General features: G+C 73.4%; 27 protein-coding genes and 2 pseudogenes. 17 read left to right on the forward strand and 12 right to left on the reverse strand.

All coding sequences use genetic code 11. From position 1 onward, the window contains the following. Nucleotide 1 precedes the first annotated feature (1 nt). Nucleotides 2-1024 carry a LacI family DNA-binding transcriptional regulator gene (locus tag V2W30_RS36170; protein ID WP_338702824.1) on the forward strand — a complete coding sequence of 341 codons (1023 nt, stop codon included), beginning with the start codon at nt 2-4 and terminating at the stop codon, nt 1022-1024. A gap of 147 nt (nt 1025-1171) precedes the next feature. Further along, nucleotides 1172-1486: an ANTAR domain-containing protein gene (locus tag V2W30_RS36175; protein WP_338702825.1), complete on the forward strand. Its 315-nt coding sequence runs from the start codon at nt 1172-1174 to the stop codon at nt 1484-1486. A gap of 229 nt (nt 1487-1715) precedes the next feature. Here V2W30_RS36175 and V2W30_RS36180 read toward each other — a convergent pair whose 3' ends face one another. Then, nucleotides 1716-2132, reverse strand: a complete 417-nt coding sequence (locus V2W30_RS36180; RefSeq protein WP_338702826.1) for an SseB family protein — start codon at nt 2130-2132, stop codon at nt 1716-1718. 424 nt (nt 2133-2556) lie between these two features. Here V2W30_RS36180 and V2W30_RS36185 point away from each other — a divergent pair, with 424 nt between their 5' ends. Both V2W30_RS36185 and gap read left to right on the forward strand, forming a co-directional pair. Continuing rightward, on the forward strand, nt 2557-3513 hold the full coding sequence (locus V2W30_RS36185) for a GlxA family transcriptional regulator (protein ID WP_338703893.1): 957 nt from the start codon (nt 2557-2559) through the stop codon (nt 3511-3513). Between the two features lie 109 nt (nt 3514-3622). After that, on the forward strand, nt 3623-4621 hold the full coding sequence (gene gap / locus V2W30_RS36190) for a type I glyceraldehyde-3-phosphate dehydrogenase (RefSeq protein ID WP_338702827.1): 999 nt from the start codon (nt 3623-3625) through the stop codon (nt 4619-4621). Nucleotides 4622-4685: 64 nt separating this feature from the next. Here the strand turns inward: gap and V2W30_RS41755 are convergent, their stop codons facing one another. After that, a complete protein-coding gene (locus V2W30_RS41755; RefSeq protein ID WP_374104540.1) occupies nt 4686-4763 on the reverse strand; it encodes a 50S ribosomal protein bL37 in 78 nt (25 codons plus the stop codon). Nucleotides 4764-4904: 141 nt separating this feature from the next. Between V2W30_RS41755 and V2W30_RS36195 the strand changes: the two genes are divergently transcribed. The 4 genes from V2W30_RS36195 (at nt 4905) to V2W30_RS36210 (ending at nt 6831) form a co-directional block, all read left to right on the forward strand. Beyond that, on the forward strand, nt 4905-5252 hold the full coding sequence (locus tag V2W30_RS36195) for a hypothetical protein (RefSeq protein ID WP_338702828.1): 348 nt from the start codon (nt 4905-4907) through the stop codon (nt 5250-5252). A 174-nt stretch (nt 5253-5426) separates the two neighbouring features. Next, the gene (locus V2W30_RS36200; RefSeq protein WP_338702829.1) at nt 5427-5690 is read left to right on the forward strand and encodes a GlsB/YeaQ/YmgE family stress response membrane protein; all 264 of its coding nucleotides are present in this window, start codon (nt 5427-5429) and stop codon (nt 5688-5690) included. Between the two features lie 213 nt (nt 5691-5903). Further along, nucleotides 5904-6149, forward strand: a complete 246-nt coding sequence (locus V2W30_RS36205) for a hypothetical protein (RefSeq protein ID WP_338702830.1) — start codon at nt 5904-5906, stop codon at nt 6147-6149. A gap of 250 nt (nt 6150-6399) precedes the next feature. Beyond that, nucleotides 6400-6831 (forward strand): hypothetical protein, encoded by a 432-nt coding sequence (locus V2W30_RS36210; RefSeq protein WP_338702831.1) that lies wholly within the window; start codon nt 6400-6402, stop codon nt 6829-6831. On the opposite strand, the gene V2W30_RS36215 is transcribed toward V2W30_RS36210, so the two are convergent. Next, nucleotides 6758-7813, reverse strand: a complete 1056-nt coding sequence (locus tag V2W30_RS36215; protein ID WP_338702832.1) for a hypothetical protein — start codon at nt 7811-7813, stop codon at nt 6758-6760. The genes V2W30_RS36210 and V2W30_RS36215 overlap by 74 nt on opposite strands. Before the next feature lie 131 nt (nt 7814-7944). Between V2W30_RS36215 and V2W30_RS36220 the strand changes: the two genes are divergently transcribed. The 3 genes from V2W30_RS36220 to V2W30_RS36230 all read left to right on the forward strand — a co-directional run bounded on the left by V2W30_RS36220 (nt 7945) and on the right by V2W30_RS36230 (nt 10813). After that, a complete protein-coding gene (locus V2W30_RS36220; protein ID WP_338702833.1) occupies nt 7945-8544 on the forward strand; it encodes a helix-turn-helix domain-containing protein in 600 nt (199 codons plus the stop codon). Nucleotides 8545-8644: 100 nt separating this feature from the next. Further along, entirely contained in the window at nt 8645-10009 is a 1365-nt protein-coding gene (locus V2W30_RS36225) for a diaminopimelate decarboxylase (RefSeq protein WP_425244640.1), read from the forward strand. Between the two features lie 66 nt (nt 10010-10075). Beyond that, on the forward strand, nt 10076-10813 hold the full coding sequence (locus tag V2W30_RS36230) for a nitroreductase family protein (protein WP_338702834.1): 738 nt from the start codon (nt 10076-10078) through the stop codon (nt 10811-10813). A gap of 4 nt (nt 10814-10817) precedes the next feature. On the opposite strand, the pseudogene V2W30_RS41760 reads toward V2W30_RS36230, so the two are convergent. From V2W30_RS41760 to V2W30_RS36250, 3 genes and pseudogenes are all read right to left on the reverse strand, one after another. After that, nucleotides 10818-11476: pseudogene (locus tag V2W30_RS41760) on the reverse strand (DUF4232 domain-containing protein). Between the two features lie 51 nt (nt 11477-11527). Continuing rightward, nucleotides 11528-12085 (reverse strand): DNA starvation/stationary phase protection protein, encoded by a 558-nt coding sequence (locus V2W30_RS36245; RefSeq protein WP_338702837.1) that lies wholly within the window; start codon nt 12083-12085, stop codon nt 11528-11530. A gap of 239 nt (nt 12086-12324) precedes the next feature. Next, nucleotides 12325-13020, reverse strand: a complete 696-nt coding sequence (locus tag V2W30_RS36250; protein ID WP_338702838.1) for a type 1 glutamine amidotransferase domain-containing protein — start codon at nt 13018-13020, stop codon at nt 12325-12327. Between the two features lie 114 nt (nt 13021-13134). Between V2W30_RS36250 and V2W30_RS36255 the strand changes: the two genes are divergently transcribed. Both V2W30_RS36255 and V2W30_RS36260 read left to right on the forward strand, forming a co-directional pair. Next, nucleotides 13135-14073 carry a LysR family transcriptional regulator gene (locus tag V2W30_RS36255; RefSeq protein WP_338702839.1) on the forward strand — a complete coding sequence of 313 codons (939 nt, stop codon included), beginning with the start codon at nt 13135-13137 and terminating at the stop codon, nt 14071-14073. A gap of 132 nt (nt 14074-14205) precedes the next feature. Then, on the forward strand, nt 14206-15159 hold the full coding sequence (locus tag V2W30_RS36260; protein ID WP_338702840.1) for an SGNH/GDSL hydrolase family protein: 954 nt from the start codon (nt 14206-14208) through the stop codon (nt 15157-15159). Here V2W30_RS36260 and V2W30_RS36265 read toward each other — a convergent pair. Both V2W30_RS36265 and V2W30_RS36270 read right to left on the reverse strand, forming a co-directional pair. Beyond that, nucleotides 15082-16095, reverse strand: coding sequence for an enoyl-CoA hydratase/isomerase family protein (locus V2W30_RS36265; RefSeq protein WP_338702841.1), 1014 nt, complete (start codon nt 16093-16095; stop codon nt 15082-15084). The genes V2W30_RS36260 and V2W30_RS36265 overlap by 78 nt on opposite strands. 228 nt (nt 16096-16323) lie before the next feature. Next, nucleotides 16324-16641, reverse strand: a complete 318-nt coding sequence (locus V2W30_RS36270; protein WP_338702842.1) for a hypothetical protein — start codon at nt 16639-16641, stop codon at nt 16324-16326. 71 nt (nt 16642-16712) lie between these two features. Between V2W30_RS36270 and V2W30_RS36275 the strand changes: the two are divergent. Next, nucleotides 16713-17635, forward strand: a pseudogene (locus V2W30_RS36275) (LysR family transcriptional regulator). Nucleotides 17636-17736: 101 nt separating this feature from the next. Here the strand turns inward: V2W30_RS36275 and V2W30_RS36280 are convergent. After that, complete coding sequence (locus tag V2W30_RS36280) at nt 17737-18966, reverse strand: hypothetical protein (protein WP_338702843.1); 1230 nt, start codon at nt 18964-18966, stop codon at nt 17737-17739. A 50-nt stretch (nt 18967-19016) separates the two neighbouring features. After that, a complete protein-coding gene (locus tag V2W30_RS36285) occupies nt 19017-19904 on the reverse strand; it encodes a LysR family transcriptional regulator (protein ID WP_338702844.1) in 888 nt (295 codons plus the stop codon). A gap of 92 nt (nt 19905-19996) precedes the next feature. Here V2W30_RS36285 and V2W30_RS36290 point away from each other — a divergent pair, with 92 nt between their 5' ends. From V2W30_RS36290 to V2W30_RS36300, 3 genes are read left to right on the forward strand one after another with little or no spacing between them, the layout of a single operon-like run. After that, on the forward strand, nt 19997-21202 hold the full coding sequence (locus V2W30_RS36290; RefSeq protein WP_338702845.1) for a thiolase family protein: 1206 nt from the start codon (nt 19997-19999) through the stop codon (nt 21200-21202). Further along, the gene (locus tag V2W30_RS36295; RefSeq protein WP_338702846.1) at nt 21199-21870 is read left to right on the forward strand and encodes a 3-oxoacid CoA-transferase subunit A; all 672 of its coding nucleotides are present in this window, start codon (nt 21199-21201) and stop codon (nt 21868-21870) included. Before V2W30_RS36290 ends, V2W30_RS36295 begins: the two co-directional genes overlap by 4 nt. Then, entirely contained in the window at nt 21867-22538 is a 672-nt protein-coding gene (locus V2W30_RS36300; RefSeq protein ID WP_338702847.1) for a 3-oxoacid CoA-transferase subunit B, read from the forward strand. Before V2W30_RS36295 ends, V2W30_RS36300 begins: the two co-directional genes overlap by 4 nt. On the opposite strand, the gene V2W30_RS36305 is transcribed toward V2W30_RS36300, so the two are convergent. Both V2W30_RS36305 and V2W30_RS36310 read right to left on the reverse strand, forming a co-directional pair. Next, complete coding sequence (locus V2W30_RS36305) at nt 22525-23520, reverse strand: DMT family transporter (protein ID WP_338702848.1); 996 nt, start codon at nt 23518-23520, stop codon at nt 22525-22527. The genes V2W30_RS36300 and V2W30_RS36305 overlap by 14 nt on opposite strands. Next, nucleotides 23517-24131 carry a TetR/AcrR family transcriptional regulator gene (locus V2W30_RS36310; protein ID WP_338702849.1) on the reverse strand — a complete coding sequence of 205 codons (615 nt, stop codon included), beginning with the start codon at nt 24129-24131 and terminating at the stop codon, nt 23517-23519. The genes V2W30_RS36305 and V2W30_RS36310 overlap by 4 nt, the downstream gene beginning before the upstream one ends. Between the last annotated feature and the right edge of the window lie 20 nt (nt 24132-24151).

The raw sequence follows: 24151 nt of genomic DNA on the forward strand, positions 1-24151 counted from the left end.
AATGAACAGCGTGGCGGCCAGACCCAGGATCAAGGACGTGGCGGAGTACGCGGGTGTCTCGCCCAAGACCGTCTCCAACGTGATCAACAACTTCGAGCACGTCTCCGACCGCACCCGCGAGGCGGTGCAGGAGGCGATCGACGCCCTCGGCTACCGCGTCAACATGGCGGGACGTCAGCTCCGGCAGGGCCGCACCGGCATGATCACCCTCGCCGTGCCGGAACTCGACGTCGCCTACTTCTCCGAGCTGGCCAAGCACGTCATGACGGAGGCCGACCGGCGCGGGCAGACCGTCCTGCTGCACCAGACCGGTGGCGTACGCGAGCGGGAACTCGCCGCGCTGCACGGCTTCGACGCCCAGTTCACCGACGGGGTGATCCTCAGCCCGCTCGCCCTCCACCCCCGCGACCTGGCCACCCGTGACCGCCGGTTGCCCGTGGTCCTGCTCGGCGAGCGCCCCGCCGAGGGCAGCACCGACCACGTGGCCATCGACAACGTCGCGGCCGCGCGCGAGGCCACCCGGCACCTGCTCTCGCGGGGGCGCCGCCGGATCGCCGTCGTCGGCGGCAGCGTACGAGGCCGCCAGGGCACCGACCGGCTGCGCACCGAGGGCTACCGCGAGGCGCTGAAGGAGGCCGGCGTGCCCTTCGACGGCGACCTCGTGGTCCCCGTGGACGCGTACCACTGGAGGGACGGCGCGCGGGCGGCCGCCGCGCTCATGGACGAGGGCCCGCGCCCCGACGCCCTGCTGTGCCTCAACGACCACCTTGCGCTCGGCTCGCTGCGCTCCCTGCACGAACGGAAGCTGCGCGTCCCCGGCGACCTGGACGTGGTCGGCTTCGACGACATCGAGGCATCCCGGTTCAGCGTCCCCAGCCTGACGACGATCGCCCCGGACAAGCGGGAGATCGCCCGCGCCGCCGTGGCGCTGCTGCTCGACCGCGTCGAGGAGTCGTCGGCGGGGCCGCTCCAGGACCACGTGGTCGGGCACGAGCTGATCGTGCGGGAGAGCACGGGAGCCTGACGACCTCCTTCGGCCAAGATACGGAAGCATCCTGGCCACGGAGTGTGTTGCACGGGTGAGACAGGGCAGAGACGCTGTGAAGAACCCGAACCCGTTCCGCGGAGGTGGACAGTGGTACCCGCGACATCTCGCCGTCAGGCGTCGCCCGTGGGGGACGACGCGGCGCGAGTCGTCGAGCTGGAGAACCAGGTCGAGCAGCTGAAGCGGGCTGTGCACTCCCATGCCGAGATCGACCAGGCGATGGGCGTCGTCGCCGCCGTGGGCCGGATCCCTCCCGCCGAGGCGTGGGACGTGCTGCGCGAGGTCTCCATGCGGAGCAACACCCGGCTGCGCTCGGTCGCGGGACAGCTCATCGAGTGGGCCAGGACCGGCGAGCTGGACGACGGCGTCCGCGGTGAGCTGGAGCGCCAGTTCGTCCTGCGCGGGGCCGAGGTGGCGCACGCCGCGCCCCGGCGGTTCTGACCACTTCTGCGCTGTGGGCTCCGCTCCCCGGGCGACCGAGGAGCGGAGGGCGGGCTCACTGCCGAACCCGCCGCTTCGAGGGTCGGCCGTCCACGGTGTCGGAGTAACACTCTGAGCCCCGGGCAAACGCAAGATCCTCGGAATCTTTACGCCGTCTCGCGCGCAAAGCCACGATCGGCCATGACGCGCGCCGCCGACGGCACGGTCCGCCCGGGGCTCCCGGAGTGCGCTAGGAGCGGGCCAACAGGGACCGGACGCCGTCGCCGCTGAGCGTCAGGGCGTCGGGCGAGCCCGCGTCGATGGTCAGGGACAGATCCGCGGGCCAGCCCGCCGCCAGCGCGCCCAGCGGCACCGGGCGGCACTGCGAGATGAAGGGCAGCAGAGCCGTCATCCGCAGCTCGGACGTGAACACCGGCACGACCTGCTCGCCGCCCGGCTGCTCGATCACCGGCAGCGCAAGACCCGGAGCGTCGGGACCCTGCTCGTCGGCGGCCTCGTCCGGTACGGGTACGAGCACCTCGCTGCCCGCCAGGGTGTCGAGCGCGTTCTGGTCGCCGGTGTTCTCGGCCAGCGCGCTCAGCGCCCGCTGAGCGGTCGAGGGCGTGTCGCCCGACGGGTCGGGGACCGGGGTTCCGTTGATGTCCATGGGGATTCAGCCTCGCTCTCGTCGCGATCCGGCCGCGGTCGTCGTAGCGGTCGGAAGCGGGTCGCGTACCCAGGGCATGTGGGGTCATGCGCGGCCCGCTGTCAGTGGCGGCTGCCAGGCTGCACCCATGGATGAACAGGAGTTCTTGCAGGGCAGGGTCTACGGCGCCGATCACGACGACGCGGCCCCGCGCCCCGGGCGCCGCTACGCGGAACTGGTGGGCGGCCCGCTCGACGGCCTGCTGCTCGACGTCACCGAGGCGGCCGACACGGACCCGCCGGGGGAGATCGCGCTGCCCACGGAGCTCGGCGCGTTCGGCGCGGGCGGCCGGGCGCTGTACGGGCCGGCCGCCGGGGAGCGGGCCGTGCCCGGCTGGTGTGGCGGGGGGACACGCCCTGAGAGGCGCCCGCGTAGGCTCGTGCGCGTGTCCGACTCTCGCCTGCGCCGCGTCGCCGTCCTCGTGCTCGAAGGGGCCAAGCCGCTCGATGTCGGCATCCCCGCGCAGGTGTTCACGACCCGCGCGAGCATGCCGTACGAGGTGCGGGTGTGCGGCGCGGCCGCCGGGCTCGTGACCGGCGGGGACGGACTCTCGTACGCCGTCGCGCACGGCCTGGAAGCGCTGGAGTGGGCGGAGATCGTCTTCATCCCCGGATACCGCTTCCCGGACCGCGAGGACCCGCCGAAGCCCGTCGTCGACGCGCTGGTCGCCGCCCACGACCGGGGTGCGCGCCTCGCCGCCATCTCGACCGGCGCCTTCGCCCTCGCCGCGACCGGCCTGCTCGACGGCCGCCGCGCCACGACGCACTGGCACTACACCCGCGCCCTCGCCGCGCGGCACCCGCACATCCAGGTCGACGAGAACGTCCTGTTCGTCGACGAGGGCAGCGTCCTGACGTCGGCCGGCGCCGCCTCCGGCATCGACCTGTGCCTGCACATCCTGCGCGGCGACCTCGGCGTCGCCGCCTCCAACCACGCGGCCCGGCGCCTCGTCGCGGCGCCCTACCGCAGCGGCGGCCAGGCCCAGTACGTGCCGCGCAGCGTGCCCGAACCGCTCGGCGAACGGTTCGCGGCCACCCGCGAATGGGCCCTGCACCGGCTCGGCGAACCCCTCACCCTGGAGATCCTCGCCCAGCACGCGGCGGTGTCCGCGCGCACCTTCTCCCGACGGTTCGTCAAAGAGACCGGCTACACGCCGATGCAGTGGGTGATGCGGGCCCGCGTCGACATGGCCCGCGAACTCCTGGAGCGGTCGGAGCGCGGCGTCGAGCAGATCGCGGCCGACGTCGGTCTCGGCACCGGGGCGAACCTGCGCCTCCACTTCCAGCGCATCCTCGGGACCACCCCCAGCGAGTACCGACGCACCTTCGCCCAGGGCGAATAGCGCTCCTCCGCGGGGGTGTCGCGATCCTTGCGGATCGTGGCGATCGCGCCACTGTCGACGGCCGCCGCGGCGCGCGAGCCTGGAGGGGCGAACGGAAGGGACACCACTCATGACTCGCATCGCCATCAACGGATTCGGCCGCATCGGACGCAACGTGCTGCGCGCCCTGCTCGAGCGCGACAGCGGCCTGGAGATCGTGGCCGTCAACGACCTCACCGAACCCGCCGCCCTCGCCCGGCTGCTGGCCTTCGACTCCACGGCCGGCCGCCTCGGCCGCCCCGTCTCGGTCGACGGCGACACCCTCGTCGTCGACGGCCACCGGATCAAGGTCCTCGCCGAGCGTGAGCCCGCGAAGCTGCCCTGGGCCGAACTCGGCGTCGACCTCGTCCTGGAGGCCACCGGCCGCTTCACCTCGGCGAAGGCCGCGCAGGCCCACATCGACGCGGGTGCGCGCAAGGTCCTGGTCGGCGCGCCGTCCGACGGCGCCGACGTCACGCTCGCCTACGGGGTCAACACCGAGGCGTACGACCCGGCCGCGCACACCATCGTGTCGAACGCCTCCTGCACCACCAACGCGCTCGCGCCGCTGGCCGCCGTCCTCGACGAACTCGCCGGGATCGAGCACGGTTTCATGACCACGGTGCACGCCTACACGCAGGAGCAGAACCTCCAGGACGGGCCGCACCGCGACCCGCGCCGCGCCCGCAACGCCGCCATCAACATCGTGCCGACCACCACCGGCGCGGCCAAGGCGATCGGCAAGGTCCTGCCGGGCCTGGACGGCAAGCTCTCCGGTGACTCCATCCGCGTACCGGTCCCCGTCGGCTCGATCGTCGAGCTGAACACGACGGTCGCCCGCGACGTGAGCCGCGAGGAGGTCCTGGCCGCCTACCGCGCCGCCGCCGACGGCCCCCTCAAGGGCATCCTGGAGTACTCGCAGGACGCGCTCGTCTCCTCCGACATCACCGGCAACCCGGCGTCGTCGATCTTCGACTCGGAGCTGACCCGCGTCGACGGCCGCCACATCAAGGTCGTCGCCTGGTACGACAACGAGTGGGGCTTCTCGAACCGCGTGATCGACACCCTGGAACTCCTCGCCGGACGCTGATCACCTGCGCGCGCACGAGCGGGGCGGCACCCATCGGTGCCGCCCCGCCGCCGTCGTACCGCCCTCAGGACTGCGGACGGCTGCCGTGGTTCGCGCCGTTCTTACGACGGGCCCTCTTCTTACGGCGTCGCTTCGAGGACATCGCTACCTCCCAGGTGGTGTGCGGACATGACGTTCTCCCTGGCAAGCGGTGTCCAGGTGAGCATGCGGCCGCCTACCCGGGCGCACGCGGGAGATACCGTGGCGTGGATCACGGAACACGCGAGCGACGTACGGGGGAGCGGTGACGCAGGACGAGAGCAGGGCCACGTGGGGGCTGATGATGTCGTGTCTGCACGGCGGGGTCGGCGGACCGCACTGGGGCACCAGGGCCGCCGGGCACGTGAGCGGAACGCGGCGCGAGGCGCGGGACGCGTTGCACCGGCACGTGCTTGCCTTCGAGCCGAGGAAACCGCTCAACCTGGTGCGGCGCACGGTGTACGAGGAGGGGGAGGGGTATCTCGTGATAGCCGAGGGGATGACCCAGACCTTCGAGTACCGGTTCACGCTCTCCCGCGTCGTCCACGACACCGCACAGCAGCCGGCGGTCCCGGCCGTCCCACCGCCGCCACTCGCGCCGCCGTCCCTGTGAGGTGGCCGAAGCCGCCGACTCCCCGTCCGCGTACGGATATCAGGGCCGTCTCAGGGTTCTCCCGGAGAGTGGGCGGTCGCGGCCGGGGAACCTGTGCTGCGACGGCCGTCTCCCGGAAGGGTCCTGGAGAGGCCGTCCCGGAATAGGCCGAGAGGCCTGGAGGGACGAACAGGCATGGACATCTCCGGAATCATCAGCGCGATCGTCATCGGCGTGATCATCGGCGTCCTCGGACGACTCGTCATCCCCGGCCGACAGCGCATCGGCATCATCTGGACGATCCTGGTCGGCATCGCGGCCGCCTTCGTCGGAACCGCCGTCGCCGCCGCGTTCGACGTCGCGGACACCAACGGCATCGACTGGATCGAGCTGGCCATCCAGATCGGCCTGGCCGCGCTCGGCGTCGTGGGAGTGGAGCGCGCCAAGGGCCGCCGCTGACCTCGCGCCCGAATGGCGTCCCGCGGATGTGTTTGTGGCGGCCGGATGCGGCTAACCGGGCCCTATGGCGAACTCACAGGACAAGGACGTCAAGGACGTCAAGGACGTCAACGAAGAGACCGGCCGCGCGACCAGGGCCGGCCGGAACGCGGCGGCCAAGGCGGAGTCCGCGGGCGCCGAGGAGCGCGCGCCGCGACCGGCGCGGGCGACGCCGTGGGGCGCGCGGCGACGACGACCGGCGCCGCGCTCACCAGCGCCCGTGAGGGCGTGGTCGCGACGGCCGGACAGGTCGCCTCCGCGGCCACCACGGCGTGGACCGTACTGAAGAACCGCAAGATCGTCGCCGCGGGCGCGACGGCCTCCGTGGCCGCGCTGACCGCGGCGTCGTACGCGGCCGGACGCCGTGCCGAACGCGGCACGCACGGTCCGATCACCCGCCTCACCGGCGGACGCGTCTGACCGGCCGAGGCCGCGCGCCGGCGACCGGACAAGGGCCCGGAGCGCCCCGACGGACCATCCGTCGGGGCGCTTCGCGCGCCCCGACGCGCCGACCGCGTGCGCCGCCCCGTGCATCAACCTCCGCTCCCCGCGCCGTCGGCTCTCCCTCTGCGCGTGCTGTGCGCCCCCGTTCGGGGGTTCGCTCCGGGCGCGACCCGGTGATAACGCTGGAGACACGGGCTCACCGGACGGGGTGATGAAAGGAATCGGCATGGCACACGAGGCAACTCTGGAAGCGGGGCGGCTGTCCGCCATAGTGAAGATCCTGGACCGGGCCGGCGGCCACCTCAGCGCCGCGGTCCACGAGCGGGCACTGACGCCCGCGCATCCCGACGACGGGCACGCCGCCGGGATCCAGTCGCTGCTCGACGTCTCGCGCAGCGCCTCGTACGACGTCACCTGTGCCGTCCGCCACGCGTGCAGCGGGGATCTGCGGCGGGCCCAGGCCCATCTCGAAGCGGCCCGTTCGGCGCCCGACAAATTCGCCGTCCCGGCCACCGACATGCCCCGTCCGCTGCCCTCGGGCGTGCGCACGGCGCTGCAACTCCTGCGCGGGATCTCGGGGTTCTTCAGCGCGGAGACGGAGGACGCGTTCGTCCGAGCGCTGCGCATCGACGCGGCGGCGGGGCGCACCGCGGGCTGACCGGGGCGCGGCCCGGAAGCGGTTCGTATGCTGGGGCGATGATCGCAGGCACCACGCGCACGGCCGGGACCGCGTGAACCCCGCCGCCGCGCACGACGTCACCCTCCGCACGCTCCTCGCGTACGACGACGAGGGCATCCTGCGTCTGGTGCTCGCCCCGGCCGGACAGGACGTCGCCGTCCGCGGCCTGGTCATCGGCGACGAGGACGCGCGGCGGCCGCACGACGGGCGGATCGTGCTCGTGACGGGCCTGCCCGCCGACCCCGGCGCGGCGGCGCGCGCGGTGCGCGAGGCCGCCCGGCGCGGCGCCGCCGCGGTCGTGGTGCGCTGCGCGGAGCACGAGCCGCCGCCCGCCGACGTCGTCGCCGCGGCACAGGAGACCGGGATCGCCGTGCTGGCCAGGGCGGAGTGGGCGGACTGGTCCGACACGCTCGAACTGCTCCGCTCGGCGACCGCGTTCGCCCTCGTCGGCACCGGGGAGCGGCCCGCCGGGGACATCGCCGGCGGCGACCTCGCCGTACTCGCCGAGGAGACCGCCCGGCACTGCCAGGCCTCGATCACGGTGGAGGACACCCGGTTCCGGGTCCTCGCCCACTCCGACACCAGCCCGGACGCCGACCCGGTGCGCCGCTCGACGATCCTCAGCGGCAAGGTGCCCGACCGGCGCGTCGCCCAACTGCGGCGCAGCGGACTGCTGCGCGCCCTGTGGACCTCCCGCGACGTCATCCACCGGGCGGCCGACGGCGACGATCCGGAGCGGCTGATCGTCGCCATCCGCAGCGGGGGCGAGATCCTCGGCTCGATCTGGGCGGCGGCCGACGGGCGCAGCTTCTCCCCGGACGCGGCCGAGGCGCTGCGCAGGGCCGCCGACGCCGCGGTCCCGCACCTGCTGCGCGACCGGCTGCGCATGAGCGGCAGCCGACGCCGCGAGGAGCACGCGCTGCGCGCCCTGCTGCGCGGCGAGGGCGATCTCGGCGCCCACGTCTGGTCCCTGGGACTCGCACCCGAGGTGCCCTGCGTCGTGCTGATCGCGGAGCGGGTCGGCGCCCCGCGGGGCCCGGCGAACGCAGCCTCCAGACGCTCGCGCTCCAGGCGACGGCCCACCGTTCCACCGTGCGCGTGCTGCGCGAGAGCGACCGCGTCACCCTGCTGCTGCCCGTCGCCGCCGACGGCGACCGGGAGGCGCGGGCCCTCGCCCGTGAACTCGACTCCCTGGCCGACACGCTGCCCGACGCGCCCGCCGTCCGCATCGGCGCCGGGCACCAGGTGGCCTCGCCGCTGGACGCGGCCGACTCCTGCGAGCGGGCCCGGCTCGTCGTGCGCGCGCTGCGTGAACGCGAGGCACGCGCCGCCCGCATGCCCGCCGGCACCGCCCCGCCGCCGCGGCACGCGGGACCGGACGACGTGGCCGAGACCGTCACCGTGCTCACCGTGCTCGACGCGATCGGACCGCTGTGGGAACGGCACGGGGGACCCGTCCAGGACATGGTCCGCGCCGACCTCGCCGCCGGGGGAGAGCTCGTCCGCTCGCTCACCGCCTACCTGGACGCGGGCGGCGACGTCCCCCGCGCCGCACAGCTCCTCGTCCTGCACCCCAACACCCTGCGCTACCGGCTGCGGCGGGTTCGCGAGCGCTTCGGCGTGGACCTCGACGACCCGGACACCCGGCTCGTCGTCACGCTCGCCGTCCGCCTCGCACAGGCCGCGATCTGACCCGTTTTCCCCCGGTCTTGTGCGTACGGCACCAAGAGGCGCCGCGATTTTGTCCCGGGCCACGAAGACGGGGCGACGGCCCGGCGCGCAGGCTCGGCAGGTGACCTCCTGCGACGACGCCCCCACCGCCCCCCGCACCGCCGCCGACCGCGTCGGCCGCGTGCTGCGCCACGCCCTCGACCACGAGCTGCTCGGCACGGCCCAGCCCGTCGCCGGCTTCCTCGACACCGAAGGGATCAGGGACACGGTCCACGCCCTGCACACGGCGTTCGAGCCGGTCCCCGACGTGCTGCACACCTTCGCCGTGAAAGCCTCCTCGCTCGTCCCGGTGCTGCGCCTGCTCGCCGACCTCGGCATGGGCTGCGAGGTGGCGAGCCCGGGAGAGATGCGACTCGCCCTCGACGCCGGATGCGCGCCCTCGCGGATCGTCCTCGACTCGCCCGCCAAGACCCGCGAGGAGATCACCGAGGCGCTCGCGCGCGGCATCGCCCTCAACGCCGACAACTTCGACGAGCTGGACCGGATCGACGCCCTGCGGCCCGCCGACTGCGCGTCCGTGATCGGGCTGCGCGTCAATCCGCAGGTCGGCGGGGGCTCCATCGGCGCGATGAGCACCGCGACGAAGACCTCCAAGTTCGGTGTCGCGCTGCGCGACGAGGGCGGCCGCGAGCGCGTGCACCAGGCGTTCGCCGAGCGCCCCTGGCTGACCCGCCTGCACGCCCATGTCGGCTCGCAGGGCTGCCCGTTGGAGCTGATCGCCGAGGGCATCGCCGAGACCTACCGTCTCGCCGAGGAGATCAACGCCCGGCTCGGCAGGCGGCAGATCACGAGCCTCGACATCGGCGGCGGACTCCCCGTCAACTTCGCCGACGACACCGTGCGTCCCACGTACGACGACTACGTCGACGCGCTGCGCACCGCCGTGCCCGGCCTGTTCGAGGGGCGCTACGGCCTGGTCACCGAGTTCGGGCGGTCGCTGCTCGCCAAGAACGGGTTCATCGCCGCCCGCGTCGAGTACGCCAAGACGTCCGGCGGCCGCCGTATCGCCGTGACCCACGCCGGCGCGCAGACCGCGACCCGCACCGTCCTGATGCCCGGTTCCTGGCCGCTGCGCGTCGGCGCCTTCGACGCCCATGGCCACCCCAAGTCCGGTGCGCCCGAAGTGCAGGACGTCGCGGGACCGTGCTGCTTCGCGGGCGACGTCGTCGCCGAGGCGCGCGAGCTGCCGCCGCTGGAGGAGGGCGACTTCGTCGTCCTCTACGACACGGGCGCCTACTACTTCTCCACCCCGTGGGCGTACAACAGCCTGCCCCGCCCGGGAGTTCACGGCTACGCGCTCGACGACGCCGCGGTGCGCTGCGTACCGGTCCGCGACGCGCAGACGCTCGACGAGATCGCGGCGGAGTCCGGCGCCCACCACGCCGACGGACTCCTCGGTCTCGCCCCGGAACCGGTCGGTGTCTGACAGACCGTCATCCGCGGTCCAGGGGGCGGTGATTCGGCCCGCAGAGCCGCCTCTACACTCCCGATCATGACCGAGACGACCACGGACACCCGTGCCGCCGACGACCGGAGCGACGAGCCCGCGCTCTTCGCCACCATGTCCACGATGCGGGCCATGCGCCGCCTGCGCCCCGACCCCGTACCCGACGAACTCCTCGACCAGCTCGTGCAGTCGGCGGTCTGGGGCCCCAGCGGCGGCAACATGCAGCGCTACGAGTACGTGGTCGTCACCGACCGCGCGGTGATGGCCGAACTCGCCCCGCTGTGGCGCCGCTGCGTCGACGCGTACCTGGCCACCACCGGCAAGTACGCGCCCGAGGGCATGGACGAGGCGGCGTACGGGCGGATGGTCGCGGCCATCGAGTACCAGCGCGACCACTTCGCGGACACCCCGGCACTGGTCATCCCCTGCTACCAGTTCCCGCCGCCGCGGATCGAGGCGGAGGGGCTGGCCGCGTCGGCCGCCGCGCTCGGCCCCGAGGCGACGGCCACCATGGCGGGGACCCAGGAACGCTTCATGGCGCTCGCGGAGGGGTCCTGTGTCTACCCGGGGGTGCAGAACCTGCTGCTCGCCGCCCGTGGCCTCGGGCTCGCGGCGAACATCACCATCTGGCACCTGATGCTCGAGGAGGAGTGGAAGGCGGCGCTCGGCATACCCGCCGACATGAGGACGTTCGCGGCGATTCCCGTGGGATGGCCGCTCGGCCGGTTCGGCCCGGTGCGCCGCCGCACCGTCGCCGAGGTCGTGCACCGCGACCGCTGGTAGGACGCTACGCGCGTGACGGCGCCACCGCCGTGACGGTGAACGTGCCGCCGCACACCCGTACCCGGCTGTCGCGGAGCGTCACCGGGTCGTAGGAGCCGGGCGGGTAGATCTTGAGCAGATCGTGCTCGCCGCGGCAACCGGCGTCGCTGACCCCCTCGTTGAGGGTGTGCAGGGTGGCGTGCGCGGCCCGGCCGGGCCGGAGCGCGACCGGCGCTCCCGCGGCACCCTCACGGGTGGCGGGCGCGCCGACCGTGCTCCCGTCGCGCCGGATCAGGGACACCCCGGATAGCCCTTCAGGGCGCAGGCGCTGTCCCCGGTGTTGGTGAGCGTCAGGTCGTAGGAGACGCTGCCCGCCGCGCCCTCGCTCGCGGCGACGGCGGGCCTGAGGTGCGCGGCCGTGCAGCGGCTCGTCCCCTGCTGTCGCGCGGCGTGGGCGACCGGTGAGGCCGACGGGGCGCTCTGCGACGGAGTGCCGCCGCAGGCGGACAGGGCCACCAGGGCGGTTCCCGCGAGGGCCACGGCGGCGGGCGCCCCGAACCGGCCGCGCCCGCCACGGGTCCGGAGGCCGCCGCTGTCCCGTACCGCCTCGACCGGGTCCGCCGTGAACAGGTCCGCCGCGCCGGAGTTCGCTGATTCGGAAGCTGCTGTGTCTGACGGCTTCATGAGTCACCGCGTTCCCGCGAACGGGTATCCGAATCGCGGGGCACAGGGCCGCTACTGGACGGCCCGGTGGGCCGCCTCGGCCTCCGAGTCGGCGCCGCCCGTGCTCAGCGCGCCGCCCGCGGTCTCCAGATGCGCGCGGACGAACCACTGGAACTGCTCCAGGTCGCGCAACTGCCCGATGAGCAGGTCCTCCGTCGCCGGGTCGATCGGCCCGGTCAGCTCGACCGCCTTGCGGTAGTCCTCGATCACGCCGGTGTACACGACGTCGAGCGCTCCGAGGTGGGCGATGGCGTCGGCGCGTCCCACGCTGTAGTCCTGCCACGTCCGTGCGGCCACCAGCGCGCCGGGCGTGCCCACGCTGACCCCGCCGAGCGCCGCGGCCCGCTCCGCCACGTCGTCCGCCATCGCGCGGACCTTGTCGACCTGCGGGTCGATCATCTCGTGCACGGCGATGAAGTGCGGTCCGACCACGTTCCAGTGGATGTGCTTCAGCGTCAGATGCAGGTCGTTGAGCGTGTGGAGACGCATCTGGAGGGTGTCGATCAGTTCCCTGGCCTGCTCCACGGTGAGGCCGGGGACGGTGTACTTCGGGGTGCTCTGGAGCGGCATGCTCGGTGTCTCCCTTCGACGGCTGCGACAGCTTCGACGACTCCCGCCGGGGGTCAGTCGTGCGGGAGGTCCCCGTCCGGCGTACCGGTGACGTCACCGGTCTGGGCGGTGTGCGTCATCGTGGACCTCCTTCGTGTCGTGGCGTGTTCGCCGGGGTCCATCGGTTCGGAACCCCGGGCGGCGGTCAGGTACCCGCCGCCCGCGGTGTCACACGTGGTGACCGGTGCCGAGTGGTGCGGTCAGGCCAGCTTCTTCAGCAGTTCGGCGGCGAGCGGCGCGGAGGACGCGGGGTTCTGGCCGGTGACCAGGTTGCGGTCGACGACCACGTGCGGCGCCCACGGCTCGGCCGGCTTCACGTGGACGCCGGCCTCGGTGAGACGGTCCTGGAGCAGCCACTTCGCCTTGTCGGCCAGGCCGCCCTGGACCTCCTCCTCGTTGGTGAACGCGGCCACGTCGTAGCCCTTGAAGGAGTTGGTGCCGTCGGCCCCGGTGGCGGCGAGCAGCGCGGCCGGGCCGTGGCAGACCACGCCGAGCGGCTTGCCGGACTCCAGCGCGAGGGTCAGCAGACGGCCGGACGTGGCGTCGACGGCGAGGTCCTCCATGGGCCCGTGGCCGCCGGGGTAGAAGACGGCCGCGTAGTCGTCGAGGTCGACGTCCGCCAGCTTCAGGGGCGACTGGAGCTCGGTGAAGGCGTCGAGAGCTGCGGCCACCTTGTCCGCGCCCTCCTGGCCGCCGTTGAACTGCGGCGCGAGGCTGCCCCGGTCGAGGGGCGGTACGACACCGCCGGGGGTGGCGACGACGACCTCGTGCCCGGCGGCCTTGAAGGCCTCGTACGGGGCCACGGCCTCCTCCGCCCAGAAGCCGGTGGGGTGCTTCGTGCCGTCGGCCAGCGTCCACTGGTCGGCGCCGGTGAGAACGAAAAGGATCTTCGACATGTGAGTGCTCTCTTCGAGGGGGCGGCCGGGGTACGGCGATACCCCGACCGTAGGACGCCGCACCCATAGGAATCCAATAGGCTCGTCCATGTGAGAGATAGGGAAGCCGATGGGATGCCGGGAATAGCCGCACCTCACGGGGGTGCGGCCGGCGGCCTCCCCGACCTGAACCAGCTGCGCACGTTCCTCGCCGTGTACCGCTCGGGCGCCTTCACCGCGGGTGCGCGCCTGCTCGGTGTGTCGCAGCCCACGGTCACCACGCAGATCCGGGCCCTGGAGGGAGCGCTCGGCCGCGAGCTGTTCGAGCGGCTGCCGCGCGGTGTCGCCCCGACCCCGTTCGCCGACGAACTGGCCGCCCGGATCGTGGAGCCGCTGGACGCCCTCGGGGCCGTCAGCGGCCCCGGCGGGCTGCTCGGCGAGGGCGAGGCGGACCCCGTGCACCTGGCGGGACCCGCCGAGTACCTCGGGCACTGCGTTCTGCCGACGCTGGCTCCGCTGCTCGACCAGGGCGTGCGCCTGCGCATCACCTGCGGCCTCACCGACCCCCTGCTCGACGCGCTGCGCGCCGGACGCCACGACCTGGTGATCGCGACCGCCCGGCCGCGTGGGCGCCATCTCGCCTCGGTCCCGCTCGACGACGAGGAGTTCGTCCTCCTCGCGGCGCCGAGCTGGGCCGACCGGATCGGCGCGCGCGTCGCCACGGAGGGTCCCGCCGCGCTGCACGGCGTCCCGCTCGTCGCGTACGCCGAGGACCTGCCGATCGTCCGCCGCTACTGGCGCCATGTCTTCGGCAAGCGGCTGACCTGCACCCCCGCCGTCACCGTGCCCGACCTGCGAGCCGTGAAGCGGGCCGTCGCCGGCGGCTGCGGCTTCAGCGTCCTGCCCCGCTATCTCTGCGAGGACGAACTGGCCTCGGGTGACCTGGTCCTCCTGAACGAGCCGGACGACGCCCCCATCAACACCGCCTTCCTCGTCCAGCGCCCCGGATCGTCGGCCAACCCGCACGTCACCCTCGTACGCGACCATCTGATCCGCGCGGCGCGGCCCTCCTGAACCACGAGGTGGATGCCTCTTGAACCACTTGGTGCACGCCTCTTGTTACCGGCGAGTCGGCACCGGTACAAACCAGTACCGGTCCACACCGGTGTGGACCGTGAAGTTCCATGTCGGGAAGGGACGTTCCCCGTGCCAGAGCCCCACGCACCAGCAGGAGCAAGATCCGCACGACGGGCCCGCGGCGCCGCCCTGGCGCTGTCCGCCGCCCTGGTCGTGCCGCTCGCCCTGACGGCCGGTTCAGGGACGGCTGCCGCCGCGCCGGGCGGACACCACGACAGCCGTACGAAGCCGCACAAGCACCACCTGAACACGCACAAGTACGTGGCCCTCGGCGACTCGTACGCCGCGGGCATCGGCATCCCCGACCAGCTGGGAACGCCCGCGGGCTGTGGCCGGTCGAACCACAACTACCCCTCGCTGACCGCCAAGGGCATCGGCTTCGACCGGTTCACCGACGTCACCTGCGGCGGCGCGAGGACCGTGGACATGACGCAGCCGCAGACGGTGACGGGCGGCGTGAACCCACCCCAGCTGAACGCCGTCACCGCCGACACCTCCGTGGTGACGGTGCAGATCGGGGGCAACGACATCGGCTTCGGCGAGATCATCGGCAGATGCGCGTCGGTCAGCGCCTCCGACCCGTTCGGCGACCCCTGCCACAAGCTCTACACGGCCGGTGGCACCGACCAGCTCGCGGCCCGCGTCGACGCCACCGCCGCCAAGGTGGCGTCCGTCGTCCGCGGGATCCACAGGAAGGCGCCGCACGCGCGGATCCTCGTCCTCGGCTACCCGGCGATCCTGCCGGACAGCGGAATCGGCTGCTTCTCCACCGTGCCGGTCGCGTTCGGCGACGTACCGTACCTGCGCGACACGCAGAAGCGGCTCAACGCGATGATCGCCGCGCAGGCGCGCAAGGGCGGGGCGCGGTACGTGGACGTGTACGGGCCGAGCGTCGGTCACGACGCCTGCCGGCCCACGGGACGCTGGGTCGAGGGCGTGAACCCCTCAACTCCCTTCCACCCCAACGCCGTCGGACACGAAGGGATGGCGGCCGCCGTCGCCGCGGCGCTCCCAGCGAGGTGACCTGTCCCGGTCCACGAGGGCCGCTCGCACCCCTTCGGCGAAGTCGTGCGAGCGGCTCACCTCGCAGGCCAGCTCCAGCTCGTGCGCCAGGCACTCGGCCAGCGGCAACTCGGCTCCCGTGCGCAGGAGTTCGTCCGTGACGTCCAGGCTCATGGGGGAGGCCCCGCCCAGGGTGCGCAGCGTCTCCCGGGCCCAGGCGCTGTCCTCCGCGCGCAGCCGTGCCGCGACCTCGTCGAGGCCTCCGGGCCCGAAGCACCGGTCGATCGCCTCGTACAGTCCGGTGAGCTCCGAGTGCCCCGCGGGCCGCGACCGCGGCTCCGCGCCGCCGAGCAACTCCTCGACCAGTGAAGGGAGTTCGGTGGCGGCGACATAGTGCGTGGCGAGCCCGCACTCGACCGCGGCCGCCCCGGAGATCCGCGCCCCCGTCAGCCCCAGGTACCGGCCGACGGCGCCGGGCAGCCGGGGCAGGAAGTAGCTCGCGCCGATGTCGGGGAAGAACCCGATCGACGTCTCCGGCATGGAGAACGCCGCCCGGTCGGTGACCACCCGCGCGGAGCCGTGCACGGAGATGCCGAGCCCGCCGCCCATCGCGTAGCCGTCGATGACGGCGGTGTACGGCTTCGGGTACGCGGCGATCAGGGCGTTGAGCGCGTACTCCGTGGCGAAGTACTCGCGCACCGCCGCGTCGTCCCCGGCCAGCGCCGCCGCGCGCACCGCGCGGATGTCGCCGCCCGCGCAGAACGCCTTCGGCGACTCACTGCGCACGACGACCGACCGCACGGCCGGGTCGTCCCGCCAGCCCTCCAGCGCCTGCTTCATGAGGCGGACCATCGTCAGGTCCAGGGCGTTGAGCGCCGACGGCCGGTCCAGGGCCAGCTCGCCCACGCCCGCGGCCGTCACGGACGCGCGGACCGGGGGAGGGACGGGAGTGGACACGGTGAGCCTCCGAAGCACAACGGGATACCGGGATCAAGATCGCCCCGCCAGGGTAGGCCGCCGGTGCGGGCGAGGGCGAACGAGGACGCCTCGGGCCCGCGCCTCCGTGTCCCGGCCCGCGATGACCGCGCCGCACGAGCGGGCGTGGAGCCGGATCGGCGGGGCGGGCATCGCTCCCTGACGCGCCGTCACCCGCCGATCCGGCCCGCGCTGTTCGACGGTGGTCCCTCAGCTCAGGGGCTCGTGGTTGGCCCAGACGACCTGGTACGGGTGGCGGGCCTGCCAGCGCCGGATGAGTTCCTCGACCCCGGGAGCCGCGAACGAGGCGAGGAGGGTGTCACGGTCGGCGAGGCCGATCTGCACGATCGCCGTGGCCGTGAAGACCGGGCTGTGGTCGTCCTCGGGCACGCGAAGGTGCCGGGCGGCCGCGAACGTCGTGATCGTGCCGGAGTCACGCATGACCTGTTCGATGTCCTTGAGGAATTGGTCCACGTCGGAGTCGGGGGTGCTGTCGGGGAACGAGACGATCATCGTGTGCTGAATCATGGGGTCAATCGAACCCGCGACCCGGACGTCCTGTCCAAGACCACCTCGTTCTCGGGCGATAACCTGGAGGAATGGCTGATCTGGAGACGCGCGAGATCGAGTACTTCGTCACGGTCGCCGAGGAGCTGCACTTCGGCCGTGCCGCCGCCCGCCTGGCCATCGCCCAGCCCGCCCTGTCCAAGGCGATCCGCCGGATCGAGTCGCGCCTCGGCGTGCGGCTGCTGGAGCGGTCGAGCCGGCATGTCGCGCTGACCCCGCCCGGCGAGGCGCTGCTCCAGCACGGCCGGTACGCGCTCGGCGCGGTACGGGCGGCCGCCGAGAGCGCCCGCCGGGCCGCCGACCCCGGGCCGGGCTGCGTCTGGTGATCAAGCCGGGCGGTGACGCCGACCTGCTGTCCGGAATCCTCGCCGCGTACGCGCAACAGCCCGACGCGCGCAGCGTGGACATCCTGTTCGGCGGGGCCACCGACCGCGCCGACCACGTACGCGACGGCCGCGCCGACGTGGGCCTGCTCTACGCGCCGTTCGACGACCTCACGGACCTCGACCACGAGACCCTGCACGTCGAGGGGCGGGTCGCGGTCCTGCCGCCCGGCCACCGGCTGGCCGCCCGCGACGACGTGCGCCTCGGCGATCTGGAGCACGAGGTCCAGCCGCACTGGGCCGGCGTCCCCGACAGCGGCGGCGGCCCGGAGGTCGCGGACGTGACGCAGCTGAACCAACTGGTCATGATCGGCCGTACGATCGCGGTCCTGCCGCGCTCCCTCGTCCAGCCCGCCCACCCCGGGCTCGTGTACAAGCCGGTCGTCGACGCGCCGCTCAGCCGGCTCGTCCTGGCCTGGTCCGCGCGGGACCGCCGCCCGCTCGTCGCCCGGTTCGTCGCCGCGGCACTGGCCGCTTGCGCACCCCTCCCGGAGTCGGACGGGTCGGTCGTCGAGGTCGGACCGCGTGACAGCAGTGGGTCCCGAACAGCCGTGGCGGATCCGGCGGGGTGACGTCCGCCGAAAAGCGGTCGGGCAGCGCGTCGTCGGACGGGCGGAGGTCAGCCCCCGCGCTGGACCGGCGGAGGTCAGCCCCGGCGCTGGACCGGCGGAGGTCAGCCCCCGCGCTTGAGCCGGACGACGACCGGAGCGCTGAACGGGTCGCCGGACTGGTTGACCTGGACGTGTCCGCCGCCCAGCCACTCGTCCGTCCCCGGGATCCGGTGGATCTCCGAGAGCCACAGGGACTGGTTCGAGCTCTTGCCGGCCCCGGTCGACACCGGCAGGCGGTGACGTGTGATCTTCACGCACCGCCCCTCGTCGGTCAGATACCAATTGCCTTCCAGGAAGAGGCCGTTGTCGTCCTGCCCGACCGGGGTCCGCGCCGCGCACCGGTCGGGCGCGGGCTCCTGGTCGACCCAGGTGTCGCCGTCCCGGCGCAGCCGGATGTACTCGTCGGTGGGCTCGGGCTCGACCTCGCCGTGGTTGAAGGAGTTGATGCCGTACGCGCGCACCTCTCCGCTGTCCAGGACGACGACCTGACCGAGGCCCGCGCTGGGCTCCGGCGGGATCGGCTCCTCGAAGCGGGCGAGCGGCGTGTCCACGGGCTTCCAGGACGTGCCGTCCCAGTGCATCGAGGCGGGCTGGGCGTACCGCTCGCCGTTCCCCGTCTCCGTACCGGGGCCGGTGGAGCGGCTGCCCACCGCCCACACGTCGTCCGGCCCGGCCACGGCCAAGTCGGCAGCTGTGTACGGGAGTTGGTACGAGGTCCAGCGGGCGCCGTCCCAGTGCCGGGCGGTCTGCTCGGCGGTGAGGGCCCAGATGTCGTCCGGGGCGGTGGCCTCCAGGTCGCCGGCCGAGGCCGGCGGGGGATCGGGCACCGCCGTCCACCGGGTGCCGTCCCACTGCGCCCACGCGTTCGCGCCCCCGGTCGTCCCCGTCGTCCTCGGCCGCAGCCACAGGGCCGCGTCGCCGATCTCCTCGAAGACGGGCGGGTAGTCGGTGGTGCCGAGCGCGTCGGGAAGCTCCTCGCGCTTCCACCGCGCGCCGTCGAAGTGCAGCAGATACGGGTCGGCGCCCTGGACGCTGTTCTCCGAGGCGACCGCCCACACATCGTCCTCGGCCAGGACGGCGAGGTCCGAGATCTCCCCGTGGAAGTCGGCGATGTGCTCGAACTCCCAGCCGAGCGAGGACGCGGAGCCCTTCGGCGAGGAGGTTCCGGTGCCCGATCCCGGCGTCGCGTCCGGTGTGTCCGAGCCGGAGCCGCATCCCGCCGCCGTGAGCACGGCGGCCATGACGACGGCGCCCAAGACGCCCCGGGCCCGTCCCCCCGTAGTTCTGTACATGATCAACCCCCTCGACGCCCGGCAGCGTACCCCGGCTCGCGATCAGGTGCTCATGAGGTGCTCACGCACTCCTCGATCACCGCCGCGACCTGTTCCGCGGCGGGGGAGTTGCGCTGCGCCCTGCGGGCCAGCACCAGATCGACCGACTCGGGCGCGGCGAGCGGCACGTACGTCACGCCGTCGAGGCTGAGGCTCTGCACCGACTGCGGCACGAGGGCCACCCCGTGCCCGGCCGCCACGAACACGACCAGCGTGGCCGTCTCGCCGACCTCCACCAGCGACTCGGGCCTGAACCCCGCCCGCGCGCACGCCGCGAGCACCCGGTCGTACATCGACGACCGGGACCGCGAGGGATGGATGACGAACGGCTCCCCGGCCAGGGCCTCCAGCGCGACGCTCTCCCGCCCGGCCAGCGGATGGTGCGAGGGCAGCACCGCCACCAGCGGCTCGGACCGCAGCGGCGTGAGGCGGATCTCCGGATCGGCCACGGCGCCCCGCACCACCGCGAGGTCGTACGCGCCCGAGTGCAGCCCCGCGACCAGCTCCGGGGTGAGCAGCTCGCCGCGCAGCTCCATGGTGATCGCGGGCAGGCGGGCCCGTACGGTCCTCGCGACCCTCGGCAGCACGTCGTACGTGGCCGTCCCGATGAACCCCACGCGCACCCGCCCCGCGTGGCCCGTCGCCAGCTCCCGCATATGGGTCCTGGCGCGCTCCTCCTCCGCGACGAGCGCCCGCGCGTACCCGGTGAGCTCGCGGCCCGCCTCGGTCGGCTCGACGCGCCGCGTGGACCGGTGGAACAGCGGGACGCCCAGATCGCGCTCCAACTGCTTGATCTGCTGGGACAGCGCCGGCTGCGCCACGTGCAGGCGGGCCGCCGCACGCCCGAAGTGACACTCGTCGGCCAGCGCGAGGAAGTACCGGAGCTGACGCAGTTCCATGGACCCAGCCTACAAGCACCTATAAAGAAGCCTTATCAATCCATGCCGACTAGGTCTTGGACGCGATGAACGGACGCTCCTACGGTGGGGGAGTGACCGACAGTTACCTGTACGCAGCAGCAAGGACCCCCTTCGGCCGGTTCTCGGGCGCGCTCGCGAACGTCCGCCCCGACGATCTCGCGGCGCTGGCCGTCACCGGCACCCTGGCCAAGACGCCCGCGCTCGACCCGGCGCTGATCGGCGACGTCGTGTGGGGGAACGCCAACGGCGCCGGTGAGGACAACCGGAACGTCGGCAGGATGGCCGTACTCCTGGCCGGGCTGCCGACCTCGGTGCCCGCCACGACCGTCAACCGGCTGTGCGGCTCCTCCCTGGACGCGGCGATCATCGCCTCCCGCGCCATCGAGACCGGCGACGCGGACATCGTGCTCACCGGTGGCGTCGAGTCCATGACCCGGGCGCCCTGGGTCCTGCCGAAGTCCGCGAAGCCGTTCCCGGCGGGCGATGTGACCGCCGTGTCCACCACGCTCGGCTGGCGACTGGTCAACGCGCGCATGCCCAAGGAGTGGACCGTCTCCCTGGGCGAGGCCAACGAGCAGCTCGCGGACCGCTTCTCCGTACCGCGTGAGCGCCAGGACGCGTTCGCCGCCCGCTCCCACCAGCTCGCCGACGATGCCTGGAACGCGGGCTTCTACGACGACCTCGTCGTCCCCGTCGCCGTCGACGCGAAGGGCGGCACGCTCGACCGGGACGAGGGCATCCGCCCCGGCTCGACCCCCGAGAAGCTCGCCGCGCTCAAGCCCGTCTTCCGCTCCGACGGCGTCATCACCGCGGGCAACGCCTCCCCGCTCAGCGACGGCGCCTCGGCCGTCCTGCTCGGTTCGGGCGAGGCCGCCGCGCGGATCGGCACCGACCCCGTGGCCCGGATCGCCGGGCGCGGCGTGTCGGCGCTCGACCCGCAACTGTTCGGCTACGCGCCCGTCGAGGCCGCGAACCGGGCGCTCAAGGCCGCCGGGATCACCTGGTCCGACGTCGCCGCCGTCGAGCTGAACGAGGCGTTCGCCGTGCAGTCGCTGGCGTGCGTGGACGCGTGGGACGTCGACCCGGAGATCGTCAACGCGAAGGGCGGCGCGATCGCGCTCGGCCACCCCCTGGGCGCGTCCGGCGGACGACTGCTCGGCACCCTCGCGCACCGGCTGCGCGAGTCCGGCGAGCGCTGGGGCGTCGCCGCCATCTGCATCGGAGTGGGCCAGGCGCTCGCCGTGGTCCTGGAGAACGTGAGCGGAGGGACCCGATGACCACGCGACTGTGCGACACCGCGGACGAGGCGGTGGCCGGTGTCGAGGACGGCGCGACCGTCCTGGTCGGCGGCTTCGGCATGGCCGGCATGCCCGTCGAGCTGATCGACGCGCTCATCCGGCAGGGCGCCACGGACCTCACCGTGGTGTCCAACAACGCGGGCAACGGGGACACCGGACTCGCCGCGCTCCTGTCCAAGGGCCGGGTCCGCAAGGTGATCTGCTCCTTCCCGCGTCAGGCGGACTCCTGGGTGTTCGACGAGCTCTACCGTTCCGGCCGCATCGAGCTGGAGGTCGTCCCGCAGGGCAACCTCGCGGAGCGCATGCGGGCGGCCGGGGCCGGCATCGGCGCGTTCTACTGCCCCACGGGCGTCGGCACGCTGCTCGCCGAGGGCAAGGAGACCCGCGAGATCGACGGCCGCACGTACGTCCTCGAATACCCGATCAAGGGCGATGTCGCGCTGATCGGCGCCCACCGCGCCGACCGGATGGGCAACCTCGTCTACCGCAGGACCGCCCGCAACTTCGGGCCGGTCATGGCCACCGCGGCGACCACCGTGATCGCGCAGGTGCGCGAGATCGTCGAGACCGGAACGCTCGATCCGGAGGCCGTCGTGACCCCGAGCATCTTTGTCGACCGAGTGGTGCAGGAGGCGGCCCGCGCATGACCCCGACGATCCAGCCGACCAGCGACCGGGCCCCGCTCGGCAAGCACGACATCGCCGCCCTCATCGCGGCGGACATCCCGCAGGGCGCGTTCGTGAACCTGGGCATCGGTCAGCCGACGCTCGTCGCCGACCATCTGTCCGCCGACTCCGGAGTCGTGCTCCACACGGAGAACGGCATGCTCAACATGGGCCCGGCCGCGCAGGGCGACGAGATCGACCCCGACCTCACGAACGCGGGCAAGGTCCCCGTCACCGAGCTGCCCGGAGCCGCGTACTTCCACCACGCGGACTCCTTCGCCATGATGCGCGGCGGCCACCTCGACATCTGCGTCCTGGGCGCCTTCCAGGTCTCCTCGGCCGGTGACCTGGCCAACTGGCACACGGGCGCACCCGACGCGATCCCCGCCGTCGGCGGGGCCATGGACCTGGCGATCGGGGCGAAGAAGGTCTTCGTGATGATGACCCTCTTCACCAAGGACGGCACCCCCAAGCTGGTGCCCGAGTGCACCTACCCGCTCACCGGCCTGGGCTGCGTCGACCGCGTCTACACCGACCTGGCGGTCTTCGACATCACGCCCCAAGGCGTCACCGTCGCCCGGACGTTCGGCATCACGCCCGACGAACTCGCCTCCCGCCTGGACGTACCGCTGACCTTCACCGACCGCTGACGTCGGTGAGACGCGGGCTCACGGGAGCCTCGTCGCGGCCGCGCGACCGGGAACGCCCGGCCGCGCGGCCCGGCACCGTCAGCACGGCGAGGCACCCGACGACCAGCACGATCCCGGCCCACCCCGCCGCGGGCAGCCGCTCGCCGACCACGAGGACGGCCAGGACGGCGGCGACGGCGGGCTCCAGCAGCGTCAGCGTCGTCGCGGTGCTCGCCGGTACGTGCGCGAGCCCCCAGCCGAACAGGACGTAGCCGAGGAACATGGGCACCAGGGCCATGTAGACGCCGACCCCCGCGGTGGTCCACGAATCGAGCAGCGGCGCGCCGGTGCGCAGCAGGACCGGCATCAGCAGCAGCCCGCCGATCCCGAAGACGCCGCCCATGGCCGCGCCGGAGCTGATGCCGCCGCTGATCAGCCGGTGGGCCGCCCACGAGTAGAGGGCGTACGTGAACCCGGCGACCAGGCCGAGCCCGACGCCGAGCACGGTCGCCCCGACGGATCGGGCACCGGAGCCCGTGTGCGCCTGGGCCGCCTCGGCCGCGCACAGCAGCACCGTCCCCGCCAGGCCGAGAGCGGCGCCGCCCGTCCAGCGCCGGGTCAGGCGCCGCTTGTCCACGACACGTTCGACGACGGCCGAGGCGAGCGGCGCCGAGCCGATCGAGACGACCGTTCCCGCGGCGACCCCGGCGAGGTGCATGGAGCTGTAGAACGCGAGCGGGTAGGCGCCCACCGCGAGCGCCCCGAGCAGCACCACACCGCCCCGCGCCCGCAGTCGGGGCGCTTCCCGCACGATCCGCGGCGCGGCGACGAGCGCCTGGAGCAGCCCGCCGAACCCCATCGCGACGGCCCCGATCGCCAGCGGCCCGACCCCGGGGGCGAGGGTCGCCGCGGTTCCCGTCGTGCCCCACAGCACGGACGCCAGCAACACGCACAAGGAGCCCACGCCCACGGAACCGGTGCCCGCTCCGACGGCCCGGGTCACAGACGGTCCACCAGGTTCGCCGCCATCGTCCGGGCGTGCGCGATCCGCGTGCCCGCGCCTTCGAGCCCGGCGCGCGCCATCGCCCCCTCCAGCAGGAACGCCAGGTGCTCCGCCACGGACCGCGCCTCCTCGTCCCGCCCCGGCAGAAGCCGCGCCACATGCCCCGCGAGAAGCTCCTCCACCTCCTCCTTGTGCCGTCGCACGGCGTCACGTCCCTCGTCCCCGGCGGGCAGTTCGGCCGCGGCGTTGAGCAGACCGCACCCGCGGAACCCGTGTTCGTACGCGGAGGAGGCGTGGTCCGCGTACGCGTCGAACACGGCCAGGACGCCCTCGCGGCCGTCGCCCGAGGTCGCCGCGAGCCGCGCGCGGTAGAGCCCGAGCCACTCCTCGTGCCGTGCGTCGAGGTACGCCCTGACCAGGTCGGCCTTCGAGGAGAAGTTGTTGTAGAGGCTCATCTTGGCCACGCCCGCCTCGGCGGTGATCGTGTCGATGCCCGTGGCCGACACTCCGTCCGCGTAGAAGCGCCGCGCGGCGGCGGCGAGCAACCGCTCCCGCGCGTCACCCCGCCGCCGACCGGGCCGCGGCGCCGGGGTCGTCTCCGTTTCGGCCATCACGAGGCTCCCGTACGACG

The organism is Streptomyces sp. Q6 (assembly GCF_036967205.1).
GTDB lineage: Bacteria > Actinomycetota > Actinomycetes > Streptomycetales > Streptomycetaceae > Streptomyces > Streptomyces citrinus.

Bases quoted from the DNA above. Each gene is read 5' to 3' on its own strand.
- V2W30_RS36170 (WP_338702824.1), top strand. From the start codon at position 2: ATGAACAGCGTGGCGGCCAGACCCAGGATCAAGGACGTGGCGGAGTAC.
- V2W30_RS36180 (WP_338702826.1), bottom strand. From the start codon at position 2,132: ATGGACATCAACGGAACCCCGGTCCCCGACCCGTCGGGCGACACGCCC.
- gap (WP_338702827.1), top strand. From the start codon at position 3,623: ATGACTCGCATCGCCATCAACGGATTCGGCCGCATCGGACGCAACGTG.
- V2W30_RS41755 (WP_374104540.1), bottom strand. From the start codon at position 4,763: ATGTCCTCGAAGCGACGCCGTAAGAAGAGGGCCCGTCGTAAGAACGGC.
- V2W30_RS36200 (WP_338702829.1), top strand. From the start codon at position 5,427: ATGGACATCTCCGGAATCATCAGCGCGATCGTCATCGGCGTGATCATC.
- V2W30_RS36210 (WP_338702831.1), top strand. From the start codon at position 6,400: ATGGCACACGAGGCAACTCTGGAAGCGGGGCGGCTGTCCGCCATAGTG.
- V2W30_RS36230 (WP_338702834.1), top strand. From the start codon at position 10,076: ATGACCGAGACGACCACGGACACCCGTGCCGCCGACGACCGGAGCGAC.
- V2W30_RS36245 (WP_338702837.1), bottom strand. From the start codon at position 12,085: ATGCCGCTCCAGAGCACCCCGAAGTACACCGTCCCCGGCCTCACCGTG.
- V2W30_RS36250 (WP_338702838.1), bottom strand. From the start codon at position 13,020: ATGTCGAAGATCCTTTTCGTTCTCACCGGCGCCGACCAGTGGACGCTG.
- V2W30_RS36255 (WP_338702839.1), top strand. From the start codon at position 13,135: ATGCCGGGAATAGCCGCACCTCACGGGGGTGCGGCCGGCGGCCTCCCC.
- V2W30_RS36270 (WP_338702842.1), bottom strand. From the start codon at position 16,641: ATGATTCAGCACACGATGATCGTCTCGTTCCCCGACAGCACCCCCGAC.
- V2W30_RS36280 (WP_338702843.1), bottom strand. From the start codon at position 18,966: ATGTACAGAACTACGGGGGGACGGGCCCGGGGCGTCTTGGGCGCCGTC.
- V2W30_RS36285 (WP_338702844.1), bottom strand. From the start codon at position 19,904: ATGGAACTGCGTCAGCTCCGGTACTTCCTCGCGCTGGCCGACGAGTGT.
- V2W30_RS36295 (WP_338702846.1), top strand. From the start codon at position 21,199: ATGACCACGCGACTGTGCGACACCGCGGACGAGGCGGTGGCCGGTGTC.
- V2W30_RS36300 (WP_338702847.1), top strand. From the start codon at position 21,867: ATGACCCCGACGATCCAGCCGACCAGCGACCGGGCCCCGCTCGGCAAG.
- V2W30_RS36310 (WP_338702849.1), bottom strand. From the start codon at position 24,131: ATGGCCGAAACGGAGACGACCCCGGCGCCGCGGCCCGGTCGGCGGCGG.